Source organism: Enterococcus sp. AZ126, assembly GCF_051714545.1.
Lineage (GTDB): Bacteria > Bacillota > Bacilli > Lactobacillales > Enterococcaceae > Enterococcus_L.
The window spans coordinates 2,923,097-2,944,389 of record NZ_JBIOSB010000001.1 but is presented as its reverse complement, the minus strand read 5'-3'; the positions used below and the strand labels follow the sequence as shown (position 1 = coordinate 2,944,389).

The 21,293-nt window shown below is 33.4% G+C and carries 17 protein-coding genes; 4 read left to right on the top strand and 13 right to left on the bottom strand.

Annotation, left to right across the window (positions count from 1 at the left end):
• Positions 1–2: 2 nt before the first annotated feature.
• The 3 genes from IGI43_RS13885 to IGI43_RS13875 are packed head-to-tail and all read left to right on the top strand — an operon-like array spanning position 3 to position 2,244.
• A complete protein-coding gene (locus IGI43_RS13885) occupies positions 3–638 on the top strand; it encodes an ABC transporter permease (RefSeq protein WP_438758371.1) in 636 nt (211 codons plus the stop codon).
• Complete coding sequence (locus IGI43_RS13880) at positions 638–1,570, top strand: osmoprotectant ABC transporter substrate-binding protein (RefSeq protein ID WP_438758370.1); 933 nt, start codon at positions 638–640, stop codon at positions 1,568–1,570. The genes IGI43_RS13885 and IGI43_RS13880 overlap by 1 nt, the downstream gene beginning before the upstream one ends.
• The gene (locus IGI43_RS13875; RefSeq protein ID WP_438758369.1) at positions 1,570–2,244 is read left to right on the top strand and encodes an ABC transporter permease; all 675 of its coding nucleotides are present in this window, start codon (positions 1,570–1,572) and stop codon (positions 2,242–2,244) included. The genes IGI43_RS13880 and IGI43_RS13875 overlap by 1 nt, the downstream gene beginning before the upstream one ends.
• Before the next feature lie 1,321 nt (positions 2,245–3,565).
• Here the strand turns inward: IGI43_RS13875 and IGI43_RS13870 are convergent.
• The 13 genes from IGI43_RS13870 to IGI43_RS13810 form a co-directional block, all read right to left on the bottom strand.
• Complete coding sequence (locus IGI43_RS13870) at positions 3,566–3,796, bottom strand: DUF5626 family protein (RefSeq protein WP_438758857.1); 231 nt, start codon at positions 3,794–3,796, stop codon at positions 3,566–3,568.
• A 184-nt stretch (positions 3,797–3,980) separates the two neighbouring features.
• The gene (locus IGI43_RS13865; protein WP_438758368.1) at positions 3,981–4,886 is read right to left on the bottom strand and encodes a prenyltransferase; all 906 of its coding nucleotides are present in this window, start codon (positions 4,884–4,886) and stop codon (positions 3,981–3,983) included.
• A 369-nt stretch (positions 4,887–5,255) separates the two neighbouring features.
• Positions 5,256–6,812, bottom strand: a complete 1,557-nt coding sequence (locus tag IGI43_RS13860) for an Ig-like domain-containing protein (RefSeq protein WP_438758367.1) — start codon at positions 6,810–6,812, stop codon at positions 5,256–5,258.
• Positions 6,813–7,042: 230 nt separating this feature from the next.
• A complete protein-coding gene (locus IGI43_RS13855; RefSeq protein ID WP_438758366.1) occupies positions 7,043–7,384 on the bottom strand; it encodes a Hint domain-containing protein in 342 nt (113 codons plus the stop codon).
• Between the two features lie 155 nt (positions 7,385–7,539).
• Positions 7,540–7,692, bottom strand: coding sequence for a hypothetical protein (locus IGI43_RS13850; protein ID WP_438758365.1), 153 nt, complete (start codon positions 7,690–7,692; stop codon positions 7,540–7,542).
• Between the two features lie 99 nt (positions 7,693–7,791).
• A complete protein-coding gene (locus IGI43_RS13845; protein ID WP_438758364.1) occupies positions 7,792–9,615 on the bottom strand; it encodes an APC family permease in 1,824 nt (607 codons plus the stop codon).
• A 275-nt stretch (positions 9,616–9,890) separates the two neighbouring features.
• Positions 9,891–11,552 (bottom strand): MutS-related protein, encoded by a 1,662-nt coding sequence (locus tag IGI43_RS13840; RefSeq protein WP_438758363.1) that lies wholly within the window; start codon positions 11,550–11,552, stop codon positions 9,891–9,893.
• A 217-nt stretch (positions 11,553–11,769) separates the two neighbouring features.
• Positions 11,770–12,162, bottom strand: a complete 393-nt coding sequence (locus IGI43_RS13835) for a RidA family protein (RefSeq protein WP_438758362.1) — start codon at positions 12,160–12,162, stop codon at positions 11,770–11,772.
• A 293-nt stretch (positions 12,163–12,455) separates the two neighbouring features.
• Complete coding sequence (locus IGI43_RS13830) at positions 12,456–13,619, bottom strand: cation diffusion facilitator family transporter (RefSeq protein ID WP_438758361.1); 1,164 nt, start codon at positions 13,617–13,619, stop codon at positions 12,456–12,458.
• Positions 13,620–13,817: 198 nt separating this feature from the next.
• A complete protein-coding gene (locus IGI43_RS13825; protein WP_438758360.1) occupies positions 13,818–14,498 on the bottom strand; it encodes a class I SAM-dependent methyltransferase in 681 nt (226 codons plus the stop codon).
• Between the two features lie 296 nt (positions 14,499–14,794).
• Entirely contained in the window at positions 14,795–17,461 is a 2,667-nt protein-coding gene (locus IGI43_RS13820; protein ID WP_438758359.1) for a YhgE/Pip family protein, read from the bottom strand.
• A 246-nt stretch (positions 17,462–17,707) separates the two neighbouring features.
• Complete coding sequence (locus tag IGI43_RS13815; protein ID WP_069646395.1) at positions 17,708–17,935, bottom strand: hypothetical protein; 228 nt, start codon at positions 17,933–17,935, stop codon at positions 17,708–17,710.
• Positions 17,936–18,074: 139 nt separating this feature from the next.
• Positions 18,075–19,418, bottom strand: a complete 1,344-nt coding sequence (locus IGI43_RS13810) for an FAD-dependent oxidoreductase (protein ID WP_438758358.1) — start codon at positions 19,416–19,418, stop codon at positions 18,075–18,077.
• A 186-nt stretch (positions 19,419–19,604) separates the two neighbouring features.
• Here IGI43_RS13810 and IGI43_RS13805 point away from each other — a divergent pair, with 186 nt between their 5' ends.
• Positions 19,605–21,086: a helix-turn-helix domain-containing protein gene (locus IGI43_RS13805; protein ID WP_438758357.1), complete on the top strand. Its 1,482-nt coding sequence runs from the start codon at positions 19,605–19,607 to the stop codon at positions 21,084–21,086.
• Positions 21,087–21,293: the final 207 nt, after the last annotated feature.

Below are 21,293 nucleotides of genomic sequence, written 5' to 3'. Positions count from 1 at the left end.
AGATGAATCAATTTCTTTTAGAAAGAGGAAATGAACTTGTTACTAAAATCGGTGAACATATTTTTATCTCAGGTGTCGCACTGCTCATAGGAATTTTGTTGGCCGTACCGATCGGTATATTATTGACTAGAACAAAAAGAACCGCAGCGATTGTCATCGGTTTAACTAGTGCCTTACAAACAGTTCCTTCATTAGCATTACTTGCCTTGATGATTCCAATTTTTGGTGTTGGGAAAATTCCAGCAATCATCGCATTGTTTATTTATTCATTACTGCCTATTTTACGTAATACGTATATTGGGATCAAAGAAGTCAGTTCTGATTATAAAGATGCCGCAAAAGGAATGGGCATGACAAATGTACAGTCGATTTTTATGGTAGAATTACCGATTGCTATGCCAACTATCATGGCTGGAATTCGCTTAGCTGCAGTGTATGTGATTGCTTGGGCGACATTAGCTTCTTACATCGGTGCAGGAGGTCTTGGAGACTTTATTTTTAGTGGATTGAATAATTACCAACCTGACTTGATTTTTGCCGGAACCATTCCTGTTACTATTTTGGCTTTAGCTGCAGACTTATTACTTGGTCTGTTAGAGAAGAAATTAACTCCTAAAGCATTAAGGGAGGCAGAATAATGAAACGAAAATTAAAATTAGTATTCATAACGTTTTGTAGCGCTCTATTATTATCAGGTTGCTCATTACCAGGACTCGCTTCTAACTCTGATGACTCGACGATTTCCATTACTGGGGGCATTACATCAGAAGCCCAAATATTAGCAAGTCTAGTTTCTGGAATGATCGAACATTACACTGATGAAAAAACAACGATCATCAATAACTTAGCAACAACTACAATCAATCATCAAGCAATGATGAATGGAGATGCACAAATTTCAGCTGCTCGTTATACTGGAACTGATTTGACGACAACGCTAAATATGGAACCAATCAAAGATCCTAAAAAAGCGTTCGATGTCGTGCAATCAGAATTTCAAAAAAGATTTCAGCAAAAATGGTTTAATTCTTATGGATTTGCCAATACTTATGCCTTTATGGTCACCCAAGAAACTGCTAAAAAATATAATTTAAAAACAATCAGCGATCTGAAAAAAGTCGGTGATCAATTAACAGCTGGTGTTGATACTTCTTGGATCGATCGTAAAGGTGATGGCTATAAGGGTTTTACCGAAACTTATGGATTTGATTTCAAGCGTGTTTTCCCTATGCAAATTGGTTTAGTTTATGATGCTGTTGCAGCGAATAAGATGGATGTTGTTTTAGGCTATTCAACGGATGGTCGAATCCGCAGTTATGATTTAGTCATTTTAGAAGATGACCTTCATTTCTTCCCACCTTATGATGCATGTGCAGTTGCAACCGATGAAATCTTAAAAAAACACCCTGAATTAAATGACGTGCTTTCTAAACTATCAGGAAAAATCACAACTGAAACAATGCAAAAACTAAATTATCAAGCAGATAATGACCTAATGGAACCTGAAACAGTTGCACAAAATTTCTTAAAAGAACACCATTTCTTCGAATCTGAAGGAGGTGGAAAATAATGCAGAATCTACATGATATGAATTTACTGCAGCAGTTTTTCTATTACTTTGATCAAAACGGCAGCTATGTTTTGAGTCAATTTGTCCGTCATTTTCTAATTTCCATTTACGGTGTATTATTTGCCTCGATTGTTGGAATACCAATTGGCATTTTCATTGCCCGCAGAAGAAAAATGGCTGGCTGGGTCGTGAGTATCGCAAACTTGATCCAAACAGTTCCTTCTCTGGCAATGCTTTCAATTTTGATGCTAGGCCTTGGTCTTGGAGTAAATACGGTTATTGTCACCGTCTTTCTCTATTCTCTTTTACCGATCATCAAAAATACCTATACGGGTATGATTCAAGTCGATCGAAATATTTTAGATGTGGGTAAAGGAATGGGTATGACGAAATGGCAACGTCTTTACATGGTAGAACTGCCACTCTCTGTTTCCGTGATCATGGCAGGGATTCGTAATGCTTTGGTTGTGGCGATCGGAATTACCGCAATCGGTGCGTTTGTAGGTGCCGGTGGTCTTGGTGATATCATTATTCGCGGAACAAATGCAACAGACGGTACAGCCATCATTCTTGTTGGGGCCTTACCAACAGCTTTAATGGCAATTATTACAGACTGGGTATTAGGTATGATCGAACGTCGATTAGATCCAGCGAGTAAACATTCAACAAATTAATTCTTAATACGACGACATTTTGAAAAGCGTGATAACCTCATTTAGAAAACAAGATTAATGCTTTGCGTTAGTAATGTTGAGACTATCTGTGTGTTTTGACAAGATACCTTCAGAGCAAAAACTGTAGAAAAAAATAGCTTATCAGATAATTTTGAAAATATCGTTTTAAAAATCCTCACTCTGGTATATTTTTTGTAGAATATTTTGAGGATGTACATGCTAGAATCGACACTACAAGCGGCATCTTAGATAATAATACGTTACTTGCCTTTGGTTTTTTCGACCCAGAAGGAACTGCTTTTGCTGTAGGTAAATTGGACAATAAATAAAACGACCTCAATACTTTTTACATATTCTTTGTAAAAAGTATTGAGGTTTTTTATTCAATTTTTTCTTTTTGTTTTTTTAAATTAAAACTATTAGTTTACTTTTCTTATAAATAGATAATTCATCATTAAAAAAATAAGCTAGTTTTCTCAAAATAAGATAACAATCCTAACAAATACATCAGCCACTATAACAACATAATAATATTTACGATTATTTTTGTTCAGCATCTTCATATCAACTTTCTTAGTAGTTAAAATAAAACTATTTTTTGTTGATTAATTGAACTCCAATAATAGTTGAGATGAGTAGACTAGTGATTATAAATAACGTTTTTGATATCGTATAACCAGTATCTAGAGGATCTCCATCAACAAGAATTTTATCAGGATTAAAACTAAATAGTATTGATATTAGTATTGATATAGAGATAATAATATAACCAATCACTTTAATAAATTTTGTATTTATGTGCTTCAGCCCCTTTTTATAACCGCATAAAATATTCAAGTTCACCTACTATTTTCTATTATTAAAAAAATAAAAGTGAAAGAACAGGTAAAACTGCAATAAGCAGAATGATAATTCCAACCAGTGCTAAAATCTTGAACAAGTTACTCAAATTTTTTTTACTATTTTTAAATTTAGAAGAGTAGTAAAAGAAAATAATGATGTCATTTCATTTTACCACTCCCAACTGATAAGTTAAATTTATATTAACTCAAATGTAACGTCATTACAAAATAATTTTTATACTATTTCTTACCAATCTAACCGTAGTATTAAAATTAAAATCTTTAAATCCAATTTTTGTACGATCTTTAATGCCCAAAGTGGTGCTATAAAACTATGCTTTGCCAAGGTCTGTAGACCATCTGACCATATTCCATAAGCATTGGTAATTTTTTTATTTTTAAATAGATTCATATAAAATGAATGTATAATAAAATAATTTTTTTCTCTATTACTGCTAATTATTTACGATGAACGATCCCTATTTTCGTTTTAAATAATAAGTAGCTTGCTTTGAATGATCGATTCGTAAAAATTTACTCGTGAATGATCCTGAAATAGCTGTAGTACTGGCTTTTTTTGTTGAAGTAATCGAATTATTTTTTACAATTACTTGATAATTTGCTTTCCAAGAACCTATTCTTTCCGTTGAGACGGTATACGTACTATTTCCTAATACTCGCGAAAGAGAAGGTTCCTTTTCAACAGTAATAATCAGCTCTTCCCAAAGATACTAAAAAATAATACTACTCCCATAAGTAATTTCTTTTTCAGATAGTTTACTCCTTTTTTGTACTTTAATCGTACAAAAAAAGCAGTATAAAAGAAAGCAACGTTCTGTTTGCAAAGCGTCAATTTCTAGTTGCATGTCAGTATTCATAAATATTTATTGCCTGTTATTGATTAATAAAACTCCCAATCAAATACACAATCGGATACCCAAACATAATCAAAGTCATTCCTTTAAGCACTAGTGGAAAGGTTTGTTTTTTTATTTGTTGTTTAAAATAAGGACGCAGCACTTTTAAAGTGATTGGAAATAACAAGAGCAGCACCAGAGTCAAAGGTGGCGCCTGTTTAAAGTAAACTGCTACTATAATCGCCGCATAGCTTAGACATGTCACTAGGATAAGTAAATTAACACTGTTTTTCTTCCCAATATAGTAGACAAGTGTCTTACGTCCATTCTTGATATCTTCTTCAAGATCACAGGTATTATTTGCCAGCAGGTTATTAAACATACAAAAAAACATCGGCATAAAACCAAGCAACATTCCACCAAACGAATGAAGTGTGAGTTTAACTGCACCGTAATTTGCTAAGTAAGCACTTAGTATTGGAATCATAAAGCCGCTCAACACCGCTGGAACAGTCTCAGCGATTGGTAAACTATTGATCGGTCTTCTCCCATAGGAATAACCAAATCCAACATAATACCCCAATAGTCCTAAAATCAACACCAGACTATCTGTACTAAAAACTAAAATAGCTCCAAAAAACAAAGAAATGACAAGAAAAATGAAAAAAGTCCTTTTAACTGTTTTTAATGAAAGACCCCATTTACTAATAGTACTAGTTTGCTTCTTATAAATATCATCTTTCGCATTTTTGAAATCCATATAATTATTAAATATGTTCATCGTAATATGGTAAAGAAATAACACCACTAAAAAAATAAGAATCCGCCAATTAAAAAAACTTTCTTGCGAATAACCGCTATAGGCCATTCCTAATAAAACCAAAAACCAATCCAAAGGAGTTGTATATATTTCTCCTAACTCCCAAATCACTTTAAATGACATTTGTGCTCCGATCTAAATTTTATTTAGCTCCTATAAATAATTATACCTTCTTTCAAGATAGAAGAATAACATTACCCCTTGCTGAATAAAAATATACACCAATTCTAATTCGTTACGACGCTTAAAAAATTATTGAAAAATAAAACGTAATCTTAAAAAAGCGATTTCCCTACTCACATCACACTTAAGGAGACAGTGTAACAATTAATCTCTCAATTATATACATGTTCATTCTAGGAAATCCCTAAAAATAAGGCTCGAATCAATCTCTACTATGCATGATTGATTCAAGCCTTTAACTTCCTATTCTACTTAATTTTCTTTAGTTACTATCTATACTTTGTAAAATAAAAATCGTTCAGTCACCCTTTAATAAAAAGGTTGAATGACCTTTCCGCTAAACTTAAGTTCACGTTCATAATTATTTTCCAGTTTAAAAAAAGTATAACTAACATTTTTCAATTCTGGAGTTAGCACTTCCCACCGTATTTTTGATAGGTCAAAATCTACACTTCCGTTATTTGAAACATTTCCAATTTCTCCATATTTAAAAGGGCTTGTTTCAATCGATTTTACTAAATCAATTGAATAATCCTTACTATATTCTGCTGTTGGTAATGTAATTTCCTGATTAGCTGCATCGATTTTTTTCACACTCGTTAAACTACTAATATCTGCTATTTGATTATTTGATATATCCGCTAATTTAAGGTGAACAGTGTTCAAACCTTCCAAGGAAGATAGATTATTTCCAGAAACCACGATTTCTTCTAATTGCTGATTCTTTAGTAAGCTTAAATCCGATAGGTCATTATTTGGCGCAATAAATTTTGTCAATCTAATATCCGAAATTGGAGTCAAATCCTTTACTTCGCCATTAGCTATAAACAAATGAAGCCCCTCTTCATTTTTAGCATACTCCAAACCAGTCAAATCTTTTACTCCCCAGGCGTATACTGAAGTTAGTTGTTTCATATGTGCTTCAGTGATAATATCATTACTGATATTTACACCTGATCTTAACAAAGCCTCTAATACACCCTTTCGTAAATTTTTATCAGGAATAGTAACCTCATCAAAGAAAGGTTGAATAACTTTCCCGCTAAAATAGACCATATTTTTCTTTGAAGAATCTATCGACCATGTATATTGTCGATCGAATGCATACGTCACCTCTTTTGTGTCATTAGGTAAATTTTGCCAATTAATTTTGGTGTACGCTTGGTCTACCTTTCCATTTAAACTAATATCAAAAATGCTACCATTAACATCTGAAAATGAATAGTTTGAAACAGGTTTAACTAAATTTAAGCTTATTTTGTTTGAAAATGAAATTGGCTCATTTATTATTGTTTGATCCAACGCCATTACCATAGTAGCATCTGTATAAATACCGCTTAAATCAGATATATGATTTCCAGAAACATCAATAGTTCTCATATTTGTCATATTCAAATCTGCTAAAGAGTGTATTTCGTTATTGGGCAAACTAAAAAGATGCATTTTTTTCTGGTTTCTCAAAGGGGACAAGTCAGAAACATTGTGATTAGGCATGTTAAGTTGATTCAATTGAATATTTTTTAAAGGGGTTAGATCACTTACATTTCCTTTCTTTAAATCCACAACAACACCAGTCACTCTTGTCAGATTCTCTAATCCAGTTAAATCAGACACATCCTCCCAAACAGTCACTTGCGATAACTCGCCCATATCGGATTTTCTAACAATATTATCTGCTACATCTGAAATACCCGCTATACGAATATTGTCAATTACTCCTTTCCTCAAATTTTCATCAGGGATATACGCTTCATCCTCTACTTTGTATACTTCATCAGCTATTCCCTGCTCGACGTTAGTAAATAGAAATATGAAACTAGATAGACTTAGAAATATAAACAATTTTTTCGTTAGAAATTTTGACATACTCATTCTCCTTCTATAGTTCTTTTTTTAAATACAATATGATTCTAATATATTCCATAGAGGAAATCTTCTTTTACATAGTGTTTATCATTTATTTTTAATAAATAAAAAAATTTATTTATTACTTCAAAATTATATACCTTAGCAGATTTATTTAGACTTATAATTTAAATGTCAGTGATTGACAAAGTGCTTCCAAAACTATTAATTAAATCATCATTACATGTTAATTATTTAGGATTTATCCAGCCTTTATTTGGCAAATAAAGCGGATGCTCTTCAATTGTTTCAATCATTTCATTGCCTATCATAATTCTAACAAGTTCGCTAGTTTCACTAACAAATAATCGAACAACTTTCTCATATGACTGAACATTCGAATTTTCATTTCTTGCCAAAACTTTTTTACCTATTTGAATAGATTCAATTGGTTTGTGCCCATGTTCTATTAAAATAAGTGTTCCAGAAACAAAACACTTAGCCCAAACTTTATTACCACTAAAGTAATCTCGCCCACTTTTCTGGAAATCATTGACTCGTTTTGTCATCTTTGTTGGACTTATTTCTAACACATGTATCTCTTGTTATTTAATTTATACAAAAAAAAACAGTATCAGTGTTTTTACTAACAGATACCATTTTTGTAATTTTAAAATTAGCTGAATACCTCTAAAGAATTCTCATTAATAGTTCATATATTTTTTTAATTTTTACACAATAGCTACGACTAACATTTGTAAGCTGTTGGATACAAGAGTACTTCACTGATTTGCTCTTGTAATTCTTCTAAATCTAAATCTTCTCCGCCACATTCTGACGTGTAGTCATTCAAATATTGTTCGTTGACTTGGACGGTTGCTTCGCTGTGTATAACTGCCACTTTACATAAAATAAAGTAGCCACTCATTTTATTGAAAAATAATCAGCGTTAGGGGCAAAAGCACGTTGCTTTTGCCCCTAACATCTATCCTACTTCCTACTATTTCTTCAAATGATAACTATAGGTCGCAACAACGATATTCTCTCGCCATGATAATCGCAAACGTAAACGTAAACTCGTCTGATTATGCAAAATATTTTGCCAACGTCGATTAGGGACAAATTGCGGAATCAAAATAGTTGTCGTATAATTCCGTTTTGCTGAATTTTTACTTACCAAATCTACATATCGGAGAATTGGATTCGTGATGGAACGATAAGATGAGTGGACGACAGAAAAACGGATATCTGGAAAATGTTGTTTAAATTCTGCTTCAATTTCTTTTTCCTTTTCGATATTTTCATCTAAGGATACATGCATCGCAACCACATAATCACCAATTGAACGAGCATAATTTACTGCACCCACATTGGCCTGTGTTGCATTTCCAACTAAAACAATCACTGTATTGCCATAAAATTCCTGTTGCTTTACCGTTTCTTCCAAACGCAGTTGTTCAGCCACATTTTGATAATGCGCATGAATACTGTAAAAAACAAAAATCAATACAGGCATGATAATAAAGAACGGCCAGATATCTCCTAAACGATACATGAATAAAATAACGATGATTCCATAAGAAATCAATGCTCCAACAATATTAGCAATCGATTTTGACAACCATTTATTAGTCTCTTTTTTCCATTTTAGTACCATTCCTGTTTGAGATAGCGCAAAGGGAATAAATACCCCGATTGAATAAAGTGGAATCAATCGTTCCGTTGAACCTTGGAAGATCAATAACAAGATGACAGAACCCGTTGCCAATGTTACTATGCCATTTGAATAGCCTAAACGATCCCCACGATCCATATACATATGTGGCATAAATTTATCTTTCGCTAAATTATACGCTAGAACAGGAAAAGCCGAAAATCCAGTATTTGCGGCAACAGCTAAAATCAGTGCCGTGGTAAACTGCAATACATAATAAAGAATATTTTGCCCGAAAACGGCTTGGCCGATTTGAGCCAACACGGTCACTTCAGTTTGAGGGACGATTCCATACCAATAGTTGATAAATGTTATCCCTACAAAGAAAAAACCTAAAATTCCAGCCATCAATGTCAAAGTTCCTGCTGCATTTTTTGCTCTAGGCTGCTTGAAAAAAGGTACTGCATTACTGATTGCTTCGACTCCAGTCAATGAAGACGAGCCAGAAGAAAATGCTCGTAAAATCAAGGCAATCGTGATCCCAGGCACAACGGTTCCTGGTACTGCTGTTGCATGCAGTGGAACTGCTCCGGTAATAATTTTAAATATGCCCGTCGCAATCAATAACGTAATCACAGCAATAAAACTATATACAGGAAGCATCAAAAAACTAGCAGATTCTCTTAAGCCACGCAGATTCATCAACATGATCAACAAAACAATAACAATCGAAATTGCGACTTGATGACCATATAAAGCAGGTACAGCTGAAATGATCGCCTCAGCTCCAGCAGAAACTGAAACAGCAACAGTTAGCATATAATCAACTAACAACGATCCACCAGAAACTAACCCTGCATTCTTCCCTAAATTTTCACTACTAACAACATACGCTCCGCCACCATGAGGATATGCATGAATGATTTGCCGATAAGATAAAGTTAATGAAATAAGTAAAATAATAACAAAAGCCGCAATCGGTAACGAATACCATATAGCAGCAGCAGATAATGTAACCAATACAACCACGATTTGTTCTGTACCATACGCAATTGACGACAATGCATCCGATGACAATAATGCCAATGCTGCAAATCGACTTAATTTGTGTTCATCGTTTTCAGTAGATTTTAACGGTTTTCCGATAAACAATCGTTTTAAATAGTCCACTTGGTAACTCTCTCCTTCTCTATTTTTTTCTTTAAAAAAATTATTTTTTCCACAAACAATCACATATGCTACGCTCATAAGTTATAATTGTCAATTATTTATCTATTAAATGTTTGAACGATTCATCTTTTACTTTTGCATCTGTAAAAAACACTTATTTCTTTGATTTTTATCCTTCTAACAAAATGGTATTTCCAAAAATTTCACTTTTCCTCTCATTTTTAGCTATAAAAAAAAGACATAAACATCTTTAATAGATACTCATGTCTGAATCATTATTTTAAAGTTTGCCAAGTACGATACTCGTCAAAATAATCTGCTTCTCTTTTCGCTTGCTCAACGACACTTTTCGGATAATTCAATACGTGTAATAACTGGATAGCATTTCTCGTAGTAGACGGTCCTTGCTTCAGACGGTAATCAAATGTCACACCTTGCTCTTTCGTTACTTGTTCTTCAAAATGAACATTGTCACATGATTCTTTTAAAATTTCAGTCAACTCAATGTCATGCGTTGCAACAAAAGCAAGCGACGGGTAATTATTCAACCAATGGATCATGCTGGATGAAGCAGCAATTCGCTCAATCGTATTGGTCCCTTTTAGTATTTCATCGATGAAACATAAACAAGGAACGTTCGTTTCAGCAAAATCTAGCACGCGTTTTACTGACTTAGTTTCTGCCACAAAATAACTATCTCCTTCAAAAATATCATCTTCAACAGCCATTGATGTCAAAATATGCCCAAATGGTAATTGAAACTTAGTAGCTAGTGCTGTGTGAATCGTCGTAGAAAGGATACAGCTGATCGCTACACTTTTTACATAGGTCGATTTACCTGAAGCATTAGAACCCGTTACAAGCGTGTTTTTTGCCCAATTTAGATCATTAGGTACAGGTGTTGCCAATAAAGGATGGTAAACTTCTGTGCCAGTCACCACAATTTTATCAGAAAAGATCGGCTGACTCGTATCGGGCATAATAGTTCGAAAATTTAAAACAGCTGCTGCAACTTCTAACTCTCCAAGTAACCGCCACATTTCTTTTGCCTGAATCTCGTAATTTGTTAATTTTTCTAGGACAAAATTATACGAAATGAACGGTAACATAAAAATCATCGCTACATAGTCAAACATCATCTCCGCTTCACTATTGGACTTCATTCTAAAAGAAACACCAAATTTTGTCATCGACGCGAGTGGCTGAAGATTTTTAAGTAACTCTTTTTGAAAAGGTGTTTTTATTTTTCCTAGCTTTTTTGCACACACAATCGTTTGAACCAAATAACCCATACACGTTAGCTCACGTTGTAGTTTTTCTTTTTTGACCTGATAATAAATAACATTAAATACTATTGACCCTAAAAGAACTACAATCGATAGTGTCGTAGGAAATATCAGCAATAAAATAAGAGCCGCAACCGGCAAAATGCCACATAATAAATAGAAAATCGTATTTGGTAGTTCTTGGCTTCTTGTTTCGCTTAAATAACTTTCTACATGATTATTATCCTGTTTACCTAAACAAGCAAATTGAAACTGAATTTCTTCTCTTATATCAGGATTTTGTTCATAGTACTCGATCAAAGTTTCCAAGCGGTCATGACTCTTTTCAGAGAAGTTAAAATTTCGCAATCGTTGATATAGAGCTTCTGATCCTACACTTGAATACGTTCCGTTAATTCGTTCAAATAAAGCAAAAAAATCTAAGTCATACCAAGTAATATCATCGATCTCACTATCATAATACCTGTATCTTTTAGCCTTTTGCCACGCTACTTTCAAACTTTCTTCTTTATCAAAAAAACGTGCGCTGGGAAATGTGCCCCATTTACTTTTGACAGTTGCCTTTAATTTTAATCTGTTATGAATTTCCATAACAATAATAATCAACAAAATTAGTCCAACAAATCCTAATACAATCAATTGGGTTTCCATCCAACATCCTCCCGTTTTTAATTTTAAGTATAGTTTTGATAACCTGACATAAAAGAAACACATGAATACACTATGAAACTCTTTTGGAATATCAATAATACTATCAGAATAGCGTTTTTGTGTAGTACATAGGAAAATTTCCAGTTATTGTTTTAATGAGTTTTGTTAAATTCCCCATAATGAGCACTATAATTTTTTTGCTTTTTATTTTTTGAATTTAGTTTACTACAGGATTTTTGTAAACAACCACTTCTATTTCAATATCCGCACCTAGTGGTAATTCATAAACTGCAACACATGTTCTAGCAGGAAAAGGTTCTTTGAACATTGTTTTATAAACTTCATTCATTTCTTTAAAATAGTTCATTCCTGTCAGATAAACATTGACTTTCACCACTTCATCTAAACTAACATTGGCAACTTTCATGACTTCTTGTAAATTCATGAAGCACTGTTTCGTTTGCTCCATAATATTGCCAGTTACTTCAACATAGGTTGTGCTATTTTTAGCAACTTGCCCTGAGAAAAATATATAGTTTCCAGCATCAATAGCATGTGAATAGGGTCCTGAAACGGATACATTTTTACCTTCATAACTTTTTCTACTCATCTAATCTCTCCTTTATCCTGTGCTTAATCCATCTATGCCTTCATTTCGATCTTTTTTGAATTAATCAGAAGAACTATCTTTTTTATCGTTGCTTTTATTTGAATACTCACTTCTACTAAACGCTTTTGAAACCTTAGTCAGCCAATAAAAAATTGAAATGACGATTGCTATTGGCATTACCCACATAAATAATTCCATATTTATATTCACTACCTCTACTCATTTTTAGTAATCATTGCTATTTTCTCAATATATTTATATCTACGAATATTTTTCACAGCTATATCAACAAATTAAAGTAAATAATTATGATCAAACGTCACTTCTACTATATATTCACCAATAGTTCTATAAACTTGTTCTTGTATACGAATCTTCAATTCTTGATCCGTTGCCTTGAAATGATTTGGGACGACTAAATCAAATAAAATATGCGGTTTGCCCCCATGCTCTACCAAACGAATATCATGTCCTTTTAACTCACTATGGATCTTTTTGATGATTTTTTTTAGCTCTTGGTGAATGAACTGTTGTCTTTGATCATATAAATTCACTGGATCGATATGACAAACAAGTTCCACGCCTAACTGCTCTTTAAATTTCTTTTCGATCTGGTCGATCATTTCATGAGCCTTTGTCAAATCCCAACGGTCATCGATTTCGATATGAACTGAAGCAAACGTTTTATTCGGTCCATACTGATGAATCAGTAAATCATGATACCCGATTATGTCTGCAACTGATGATAAATACACCTTCATTTCATCGATTGCTGCTTGATTAGGTCTTAAACCCATCAACTCATTCACAAATTCCCGGATCAACTGAAGTCCGCTAAAAATAATATAGCAAGCAATCACCAAGCCAACGATTCCATCAATTTTCAGTCCGGTAATTCCCTCAACAGTAGCCGAAACCAAAACCGCAATTGTCGTAAATACATCATTCAAACTATCCTTAGCTGTTGCAATCAACGTATTAGAGTCGATTTTCTTCGCAACTCGCTTATAAAAAACACTTTGCCAAACTTTGATTAAAATGGACAGCAGCAATACAATCAAGATCATCGGTGTAACCTTGATGCTTTGCGGATCTTTGATTCGTTCGATGGAGGTCATGAAAAACTGAAACCCTACAAATGTGATCAACAACGAAACCAGCATACCACTGATATATTCAAATCGTTCATGACCATACGGATGCTCTTCGTCTGCTGGTTTCCCAGAAATATAAAAGCCGACTAAAGTCAAAACAGAAGAGACGGTATCTGATAAGTTATTCATTGCATCTGCCATGATCGATACACTTCCAGAAATCAATCCAATCATTAATTTACTTACAAAAAGCAGCATGTTGGATAACAAGCCTATGATTCCAGCAAAAATCCCAAATGCTGTTCGAATATCCGAATTTTTTTGTTGTTTCTTTTCAAAACGATCTATTAAAAAATTTATCATCCTAATCCCTTCCTCGTTTTTAGAATATCTACTAACCATAAAATGATTTTAGAAATTTGTATAGTAAAAAATACCCTTTATCAGCGACTTTTTATTGTTTAGAAAGACCCAAGTCGATTGATAGGAATTCTTTGCTTTTTTTTTAGGTCTACCTTGAAATAGATGATCTGTGTTGCAAAAATTCAGATCTGAGTTTTATTATCTTTTTTTAGCAAGTATGCACCAAGTCGTATATCTAAATGGATTGATTTCCCAAAATTTTTCTACTTTTGACACATAATTCATTACTTGTTCAGCAAGTATAACGATTTCCCATTTATCATCTGGAAAAAGGGTTTTTATTCCTTCTTCATCAAAATAATGATGGAGGATCCCGTCCTCTTTTCCTTCATTTAAAATAAACGTATTTTTTTCTATTTCTTCTCCCAAACCAAATAGGTCAGCCTTAGTTGACTTGATAGTTCCTAAAAAATAACCATTTTTTACAAGAGCATCTTGTATGCAATTTACTGATTCAGTTATCTTATCTACCGTATTATGTTGTAGCACGGCCCAACTAAAAACACCTTGTAAAAATTCTCTCTCCTTCCATGGATAATTCTCCATCGATATGAGAGCAGCTGTATAACTAATTTTATTTTTCTCTAATTGATCCTTCGTCAATTCTATCGCTTTTTCAGAATGATCACTGATAAAAACCTCGCAACCCATTTTCCCAAGTGCTAAGCTATGCCTCCCAGCACCACATCCTAGATCCCATACTTTTTTCTCTTGCTCTGGAAATTCTTTTCTTAAAAGTTCCACGAATTTGACTACTTCTGGCGCTGGCGCTATTTCTATATTCTCTTTATCGTAAAATAAAGTATTCCAACCTGACATCTTTTTCCCCTACTCTCTTTTCTATTTCGTTTTTTTCTCTCTACTTAACCGTTTACTTTTACGACCCTATTCTAAAATCTCACTTAGACTTTCACTTTTAAAGATACCATGTGATAAAACTAATATCAATGCAATCACACTAGTATTATCATTGATTTTTATACAGGAGAAAAAACAAAGACTAGGACATAACTCTACGAGTTATAGCCTAGCCTTAAGGAGTCCGAATAAACGGTAGAAGCAGAAGCAATTCCTTCTTATTTCTCGGAGTTAAACACTTTGCCAACCTCTTCCTTTTAATGGAAAATATGACTCTCATGAGAAATCTTTGCCAATTTCTTTGTTTTCTCCTCAATGTATGGATATAAAAGAATACCTACTACACAGAACACGATCGTGATGGAAAGTAAAATAATGATTGCCTTCCAAGCGTTTGGCCAATAAATTCCTCCTGCAGACTCCCGTAGTAAATTCACCGCATGTGTAAACGGTAAAAAGGGATTAATAAATTGGAAGAATTTACCTGAGACTTGGATTGGATAGTTTCCTCCACCACCAGAAATGGAAAGAACTAAAATAATGATTGCAGCACCTTTTCCGACATTCCCAAACAGTGCAACCAATACATAGACCATCATCATAAAGGCAAAGGCGATCAATAAGGCAAACAAGACACTATAAAATGGTTGTCTTACATCCACGCCTAATAAAAAATAGTTCCCTAACGTCACAATCAACGCTTGTGCCAATCCCATGACTAAGAACGTCAACATTCTTGCAGAAAATTGTTCGCGTTTAGAATATTTGCCACGGTCTTTTTCATCTAAATAAAAATCAGTCGTCGCAACGCTTGAAAATAAAACGGCCCCTACCCATAAACATAGGGCTGTGTAAAATGGCGTACTTGCTGATCCGTTATTGGCAATTGGATAAATTTTATTTTCCGCGATTTCAACTGGTTTAGTGAAAAAGTCACTTTCAGCGTTAGCGTCTAATTTAAGCAATTTTATCACTTGCCCAAGGTCAACATCCTTTTCACCTTTTCTAATCGCTTGTGCCGCTTTATGAAGCCCTATTTTGATATTTGGCCAATCGTTTTGAATTAAATCATCCGCCTTATCCAACGCTGCTTCAAGATCTGGCATTTTTTCATTTACCGTTTTTAACGTACCTGTAATATTTTCTCTGATTTCGGGGTAATCATTTTGAATGAATGACGCAGCTAAACCTACTTTTTCTTGTATCACTGGTAATTCGTTGTTGTATAATTCCGCTCCTTTGTTAATACCATTTACAATCGTATCCATGTGTCCATTTAATAGGACATTCGCATCATGGAGTTCTTGTTTTATGGCAGGCAATTCTGCTTGGTATTTTTCTAAAATCCCAATTGCATTGGTGACAGTACCCTCTGTTGAACTTAATAATACGGCAAAATCAATTTGTTTAGCTTGATCAAGTAGTCCTTGGGCGGTCGTAATAGTCGCTATCAATTTAGTTAAAATATCATTGACTAAAGTTGAAACTTCGTCCACATCAATACTTCCAGCTTTCTGTGCAATTTGATTAGCGGAATTTTGAATCTCATTCAAATCATCATCCGTAATGGCATTAACATCTAGATTGTCGACCTTTGTTTTTAAATCAGTAATCATAGCATTTACTGTACTTAATTTATCAATCGTTTCTTGTAAGCCTTGATTTCCAGCAGCTTCTTGAATTTGAAGCAATGTTTGGATCAATTGTTGAATAACAGCTTGTTGACGTCCTAAGCTGTCTGATAATTGTTGCTTTAATTGCTCGCGTTCAGCCAGTGGCAAACGATTGTCTCGTAGTTGCTCAACGACAGATGCAACACTAGAACCAATGGTCGAAATAGCTTGTAAAGTGACTTTCATACTACTAGTAATACTAGGCAGCGCTTCTTTTAATTTTGCAGCACCTTCGTTCGTTGCGGTCGCTAAACTATCCGCTTGATTCCCTAACTTTTCAATATCCGGCAATGCCGTTTGTACTTGTCGGATAATTTGTAATCCTTGTTTAGCTTCAGCGATTCCTTCAGTCATTGTTTGTTCAACTGAAGCAAAATCTTCATCAATCATCGCTAATTGCTTGCCAGCATTTTGAATTTCAGGAATTTTTTCCTGCAGCGTTAGAATAACTTTTGCCTGCTCTTTGATCGTCGGCATCTTATCATTTAAATCGACCAATTTTGCGCCCAATGCATCAACCTCAGGTAAGTAGTCAACAAATTCATTGGCTTTCGCTAATTTAGTTTTTAATTCCGGCATTTTTCCGTTCAATGCCACAACTTCTTGCGCATATTTATCGATTTGATCGATATTCTCATCACTTGAAAGAATCATATTTTTCACTTTTGTGATACTAACTAGATTGGAGTCTAAATTATAGCCAATATCATTAAATACACCTACCAAAGTACTACTAGCTGTTTTGGTAAATTGATCTGTGATTTGAGCCTGTAAAGAAGAAGCTCCTTTATCTGCGATTTTAGGTGCGATCGCATTGATTTTTTCATTGATTGAATAATCTATTTTAGGTTTCGTGATCTCTCCTGTCGTAAAGCTTAGTAGATCTTTTGAGAAATCTTTGGGTATATAAATGCCTGCATAATATTTCCCTGACTTTACGCCTTTATCTAGTTCTTTTTTTGAATCAACAAATTGCCAACCCAGTTGTTTATTTTTATGAAGATTTTTCAAGACTTCCTCGCCAATATTCACTTTTTTGTCTTTGAAAGTTGCAGCTTGATCATCACTGTATACCGCAATCGGCAACTCGCCAGTGTTTGCATAAGGATCCCACAAGGCTTTGATATTAAACCACGCATAAAGTGATGGGATAATCATCAGTGCAATAATCAAAAATGTTGCAATCGGATTTTTAAAAATGCGTTGCCAATCTAATTTAAATAACTTCAATGTATTTTTTATATGTTCCATTCTGTTCACCCACTCTTTTTAATAACTGATTTACTTTAGCATAATTTTTTTGTCAATAACAAATGAAAAATCCAATTTTTGTCCATTTCTACGACAGGTATCCTGAATTGTCGTAGAGATTTTTTCTATGCATTTAGTTTAAACCATTAAACAAATGATTTTTTGGTATTATTTCTTTCATTGCTTTTTTTTGGCACTAAAAAAGCAAGCTCATCCGAATGAATCAGCCTGCCTTTATTTTTTAGCTTATAGTTTTGCTGAAAACTCTGATACTACTTTTTTTACTTCGTTTACTGAATCTGGATCTAAATAGGAAAGCGCTCTAGGAACCACACTCATAAGATACATCTTATCGAGTTTATCTGTTGATCTTCTTTCCATCAACTCTGCTAGCAAATGTTTCATATCTTCTTGGTGATCCGCTTTTGTGCGATCCATTATGAAGTCATAAAATTTCTTCTCGTCTGCTTTCATGGGCTACGCCTCCTAGAGTTTTATTTTATTATACGCTTAAAAAGAAATAAGTAGAAGTGATTCGCATTATTTTGTCAAAACTAAGTGTAGGATCATTTAACTCATAATCTAAAATAAATTTCCGTCTCTGCTTCCCCGTCTATTCTTTCAACTTTTCGATCAAAAATTCATATGCTGCTCGGCTGATGACTCCCATCGGATGATTGATTCCTGGATTAAAGTAAAAGTCCATCGAAACTAACTCTTCAAGTGTTGTTTCTTTGTTGATCGCTAAAGATAGCGTATTGATTGATTGAGTAATATCTTTTTCAGACATCAATTGACCGCCAATCAACTTGTGCGTTCCTTTTTCAAAAACCATTTTGATATGAACATCTTCCTTTATTTGGAGATACGGTAACTGACATGGTAATGTCAAAAAAACACTTTCAACGTCCATTCCTTCAAATTTCGCTTCCACTTCTGTCAAACCAGTACTTGAAACATAGCAGCCAAAAATTTTAGTAGCTGTCGTTTTTTGTGTCTTATTATAGTTCATCGAATGTCCTAATGCATTCATTGCCGCGACAGTTGCACTTCTGACAACATTGTTCACCAAAGGAATAAATGACTTACGATAACTATTGCTGACTGGATAAGAAATAACATCACCTAAGGCATAAATATCAGGATTACTTGTTTGCATATGTTCATTTACACGAATCGTTCCATTTGCATTTAAATCTAAAAAATCCTTCACTAATGTCGTATCTGGACGTGCATTGACGGCGACAATCACGTACTCATTTTCGATTGCTTCATTTGTTGTGTTCGTGATAAACGTCTCTTCTTCTATATTTGAAAACCCAATAACACTTTCATTTAAATGGAGTTTAACACCGGAATCTTTAATTTTTTGTTCTATTAATGCAGATAATTCCTTGCCTACATATCGAAAAAGGACTGAGTCAGCACTTTCAATCAAATGAATTTCTTTCCCTTTTCCCTTTAAAGCATCGCATAATTCTACACCGATATAACCGCCACCAACGATCGAAATAGATTTTGCTTTTTCCAATTTTTCCAAAACTTCTACAGAGCTTGGATAGTTCTTAAAAACAGTTACTTTTTCTTTACTTGGTAATGTTAGATTCGTAGAAAATTGATTTGAACCTGTTGCAAGAATTAGTTTTTCATAGTTCATTTCGTATTTTTTATTATGTGTATTTTGATAAGTAATCATTTTTTCCTCAGAATTAATCTTGGTAACTGCTGCGTTGAGTAAAACATTTATCCCTTTTTTCCTCAATTCTTCTAAAGAAAAATACCGCACATCGTCTAATTCATCGACCAATTGATTCATTTTCAAAACGATCCCGCTTGAAATGAAGCTTATTTCACTTCTTTTTTCAATTAGAATAACCTCAGTTTGAGGATTTAATTTTCTTAATGTTACTGCTGCTTGAAGCCCACCATGTGAGGCTCCGATAATTACTATTTTCACTAAGGTTTTTCTCCCTTCAATTGAATAAACCATCATTAGAATTATATAAATGTAAAATAATATCACACTCTAGTCTATATTTATATTCTTTTTTTTTTAATAAAAAGTAAGTGGTTACTTTCTTTTTATACGTTGCGTATTGCCATTTCCCTATGAATCAAGTATGCTTAAAGTGAGGTGTCTATTATGCTTAAACGAGATTTTTTAGAAAAGCCTTTCGATTATATGAATGATATTCTATTATTTTTATATAATAATGAAGGCAAGGCAACAAAAAGTGAGCTAGTTAATGAATTTCAAATTAGCTTACCTACATTAAATGAGTATCTGTCTTTCCTGCAAAGTTTTCTTGATGAAAATCAAGTAAGCCAGCAAGTTGAAATAACATTAAATGGCGAAAATATTACTTTAAAAAAGAAGCCAACATTTCCATTGAAAAACGTTGTTTTACTGTTTTTAGAAAAATCAATCAAATTTCAAATGATCAATCAATTGTTTAATAAAGGTGAAGTGACCTGCGATTATTTTCAGCTGAATTATGCAATCAGCTCTGCAACCTACTACCGAAAAATCAGTGAACTGAATGATCTTCTAAAAGAGTTTCATCTTCAAATCAAGCGAGGTAAATTAGTCGGTGAAGAAAAACAGATCCGCTATTTTTTCTTTAGTTTCTTTTGGTTTCTTTTTGAAGACAAATCCAGCTTAGAAAAAGAAACTGCTAATCAATATCTTGGTTTTATTGATATTTTAAAGGAGTCTCTTAATCTTGTCTTTGATCCGACCGAAATACTTCAGATCAAATTATGGATGAAAATATCCTTTAGACGTCTGACGACCGAATACAATCCAGTCATTAGTCCCAATTATGATTATCCCGATCGACCACTATTCGAAGAAATTAGTTTATCTTTACATACATATATGAAAAAAATCGACCGTCCATATACTATTTATGAAGCATACATGTTTTATGACTTCTTTTGCTCTATGCATAATTTTTCGCCAAATTCTTCTTTTGCTTTTCGATTGGCAGAAAAACAACGCAGAGAAAGTTCTTATTTAAACTATATGAACAAGGTAATCTTAAAATATCTAAAACAACAAGGTTATTTATCGAGCTATGCTTCATCTGCTCGCTTATTGTATATTGAAAACCTGCTATTTCAACTACATTCGCAACTTTATTATTTTGATGGTTTTATTTTATCTTTTGATAGTTGGACGATAAAATCTATCATCAATGCACATCGGCATCCTTTTTCCGGGAATGAAGTTTTCGAATTGATGGATATTGCTACTAAAAAATTTGATCAAGATGGTGAAAAAGGGAGTTATAAAAATAAATTCACTGAAATACACTACACGATCATACTAAATCATATTGCCGAATTAAATGAAGAAAAAATTGCGATTGGTGTGTATCATTCACTGAATCCTTTTATTGGTGAATTAGTTATCCAACATTTAACAAATATTTTAGGTCATAAATACCCCATCAAAGCAGAAGCTTTTAAAGAAGATAGTCACTACGACATCTTACTTTCTAATATTTATAGTGACACGATTTCAGAAAATCAAGAACTTGTATACATCTTTTCTGATATTGGTAATCGTTATGATATGGCAGAGATTGAAAAACTAATTATTCAGTTGATTGATACAAGATAAAGTACCATATATTTCATCTATCACTACTTGAAATTATAACAGAGAAATCAGTGCTAAAGTTCTCTGTTTTCTTTATGTCTAGTAAATTTAATGAGAATTATTGTAAATTTGGAACAAATATTTTTGTGTAGTATTATTTTTTTATGGAAATAAACATGGTAAATAATTATCCTTATACTGCGAATTAAAATAAAAAAACGATAAATA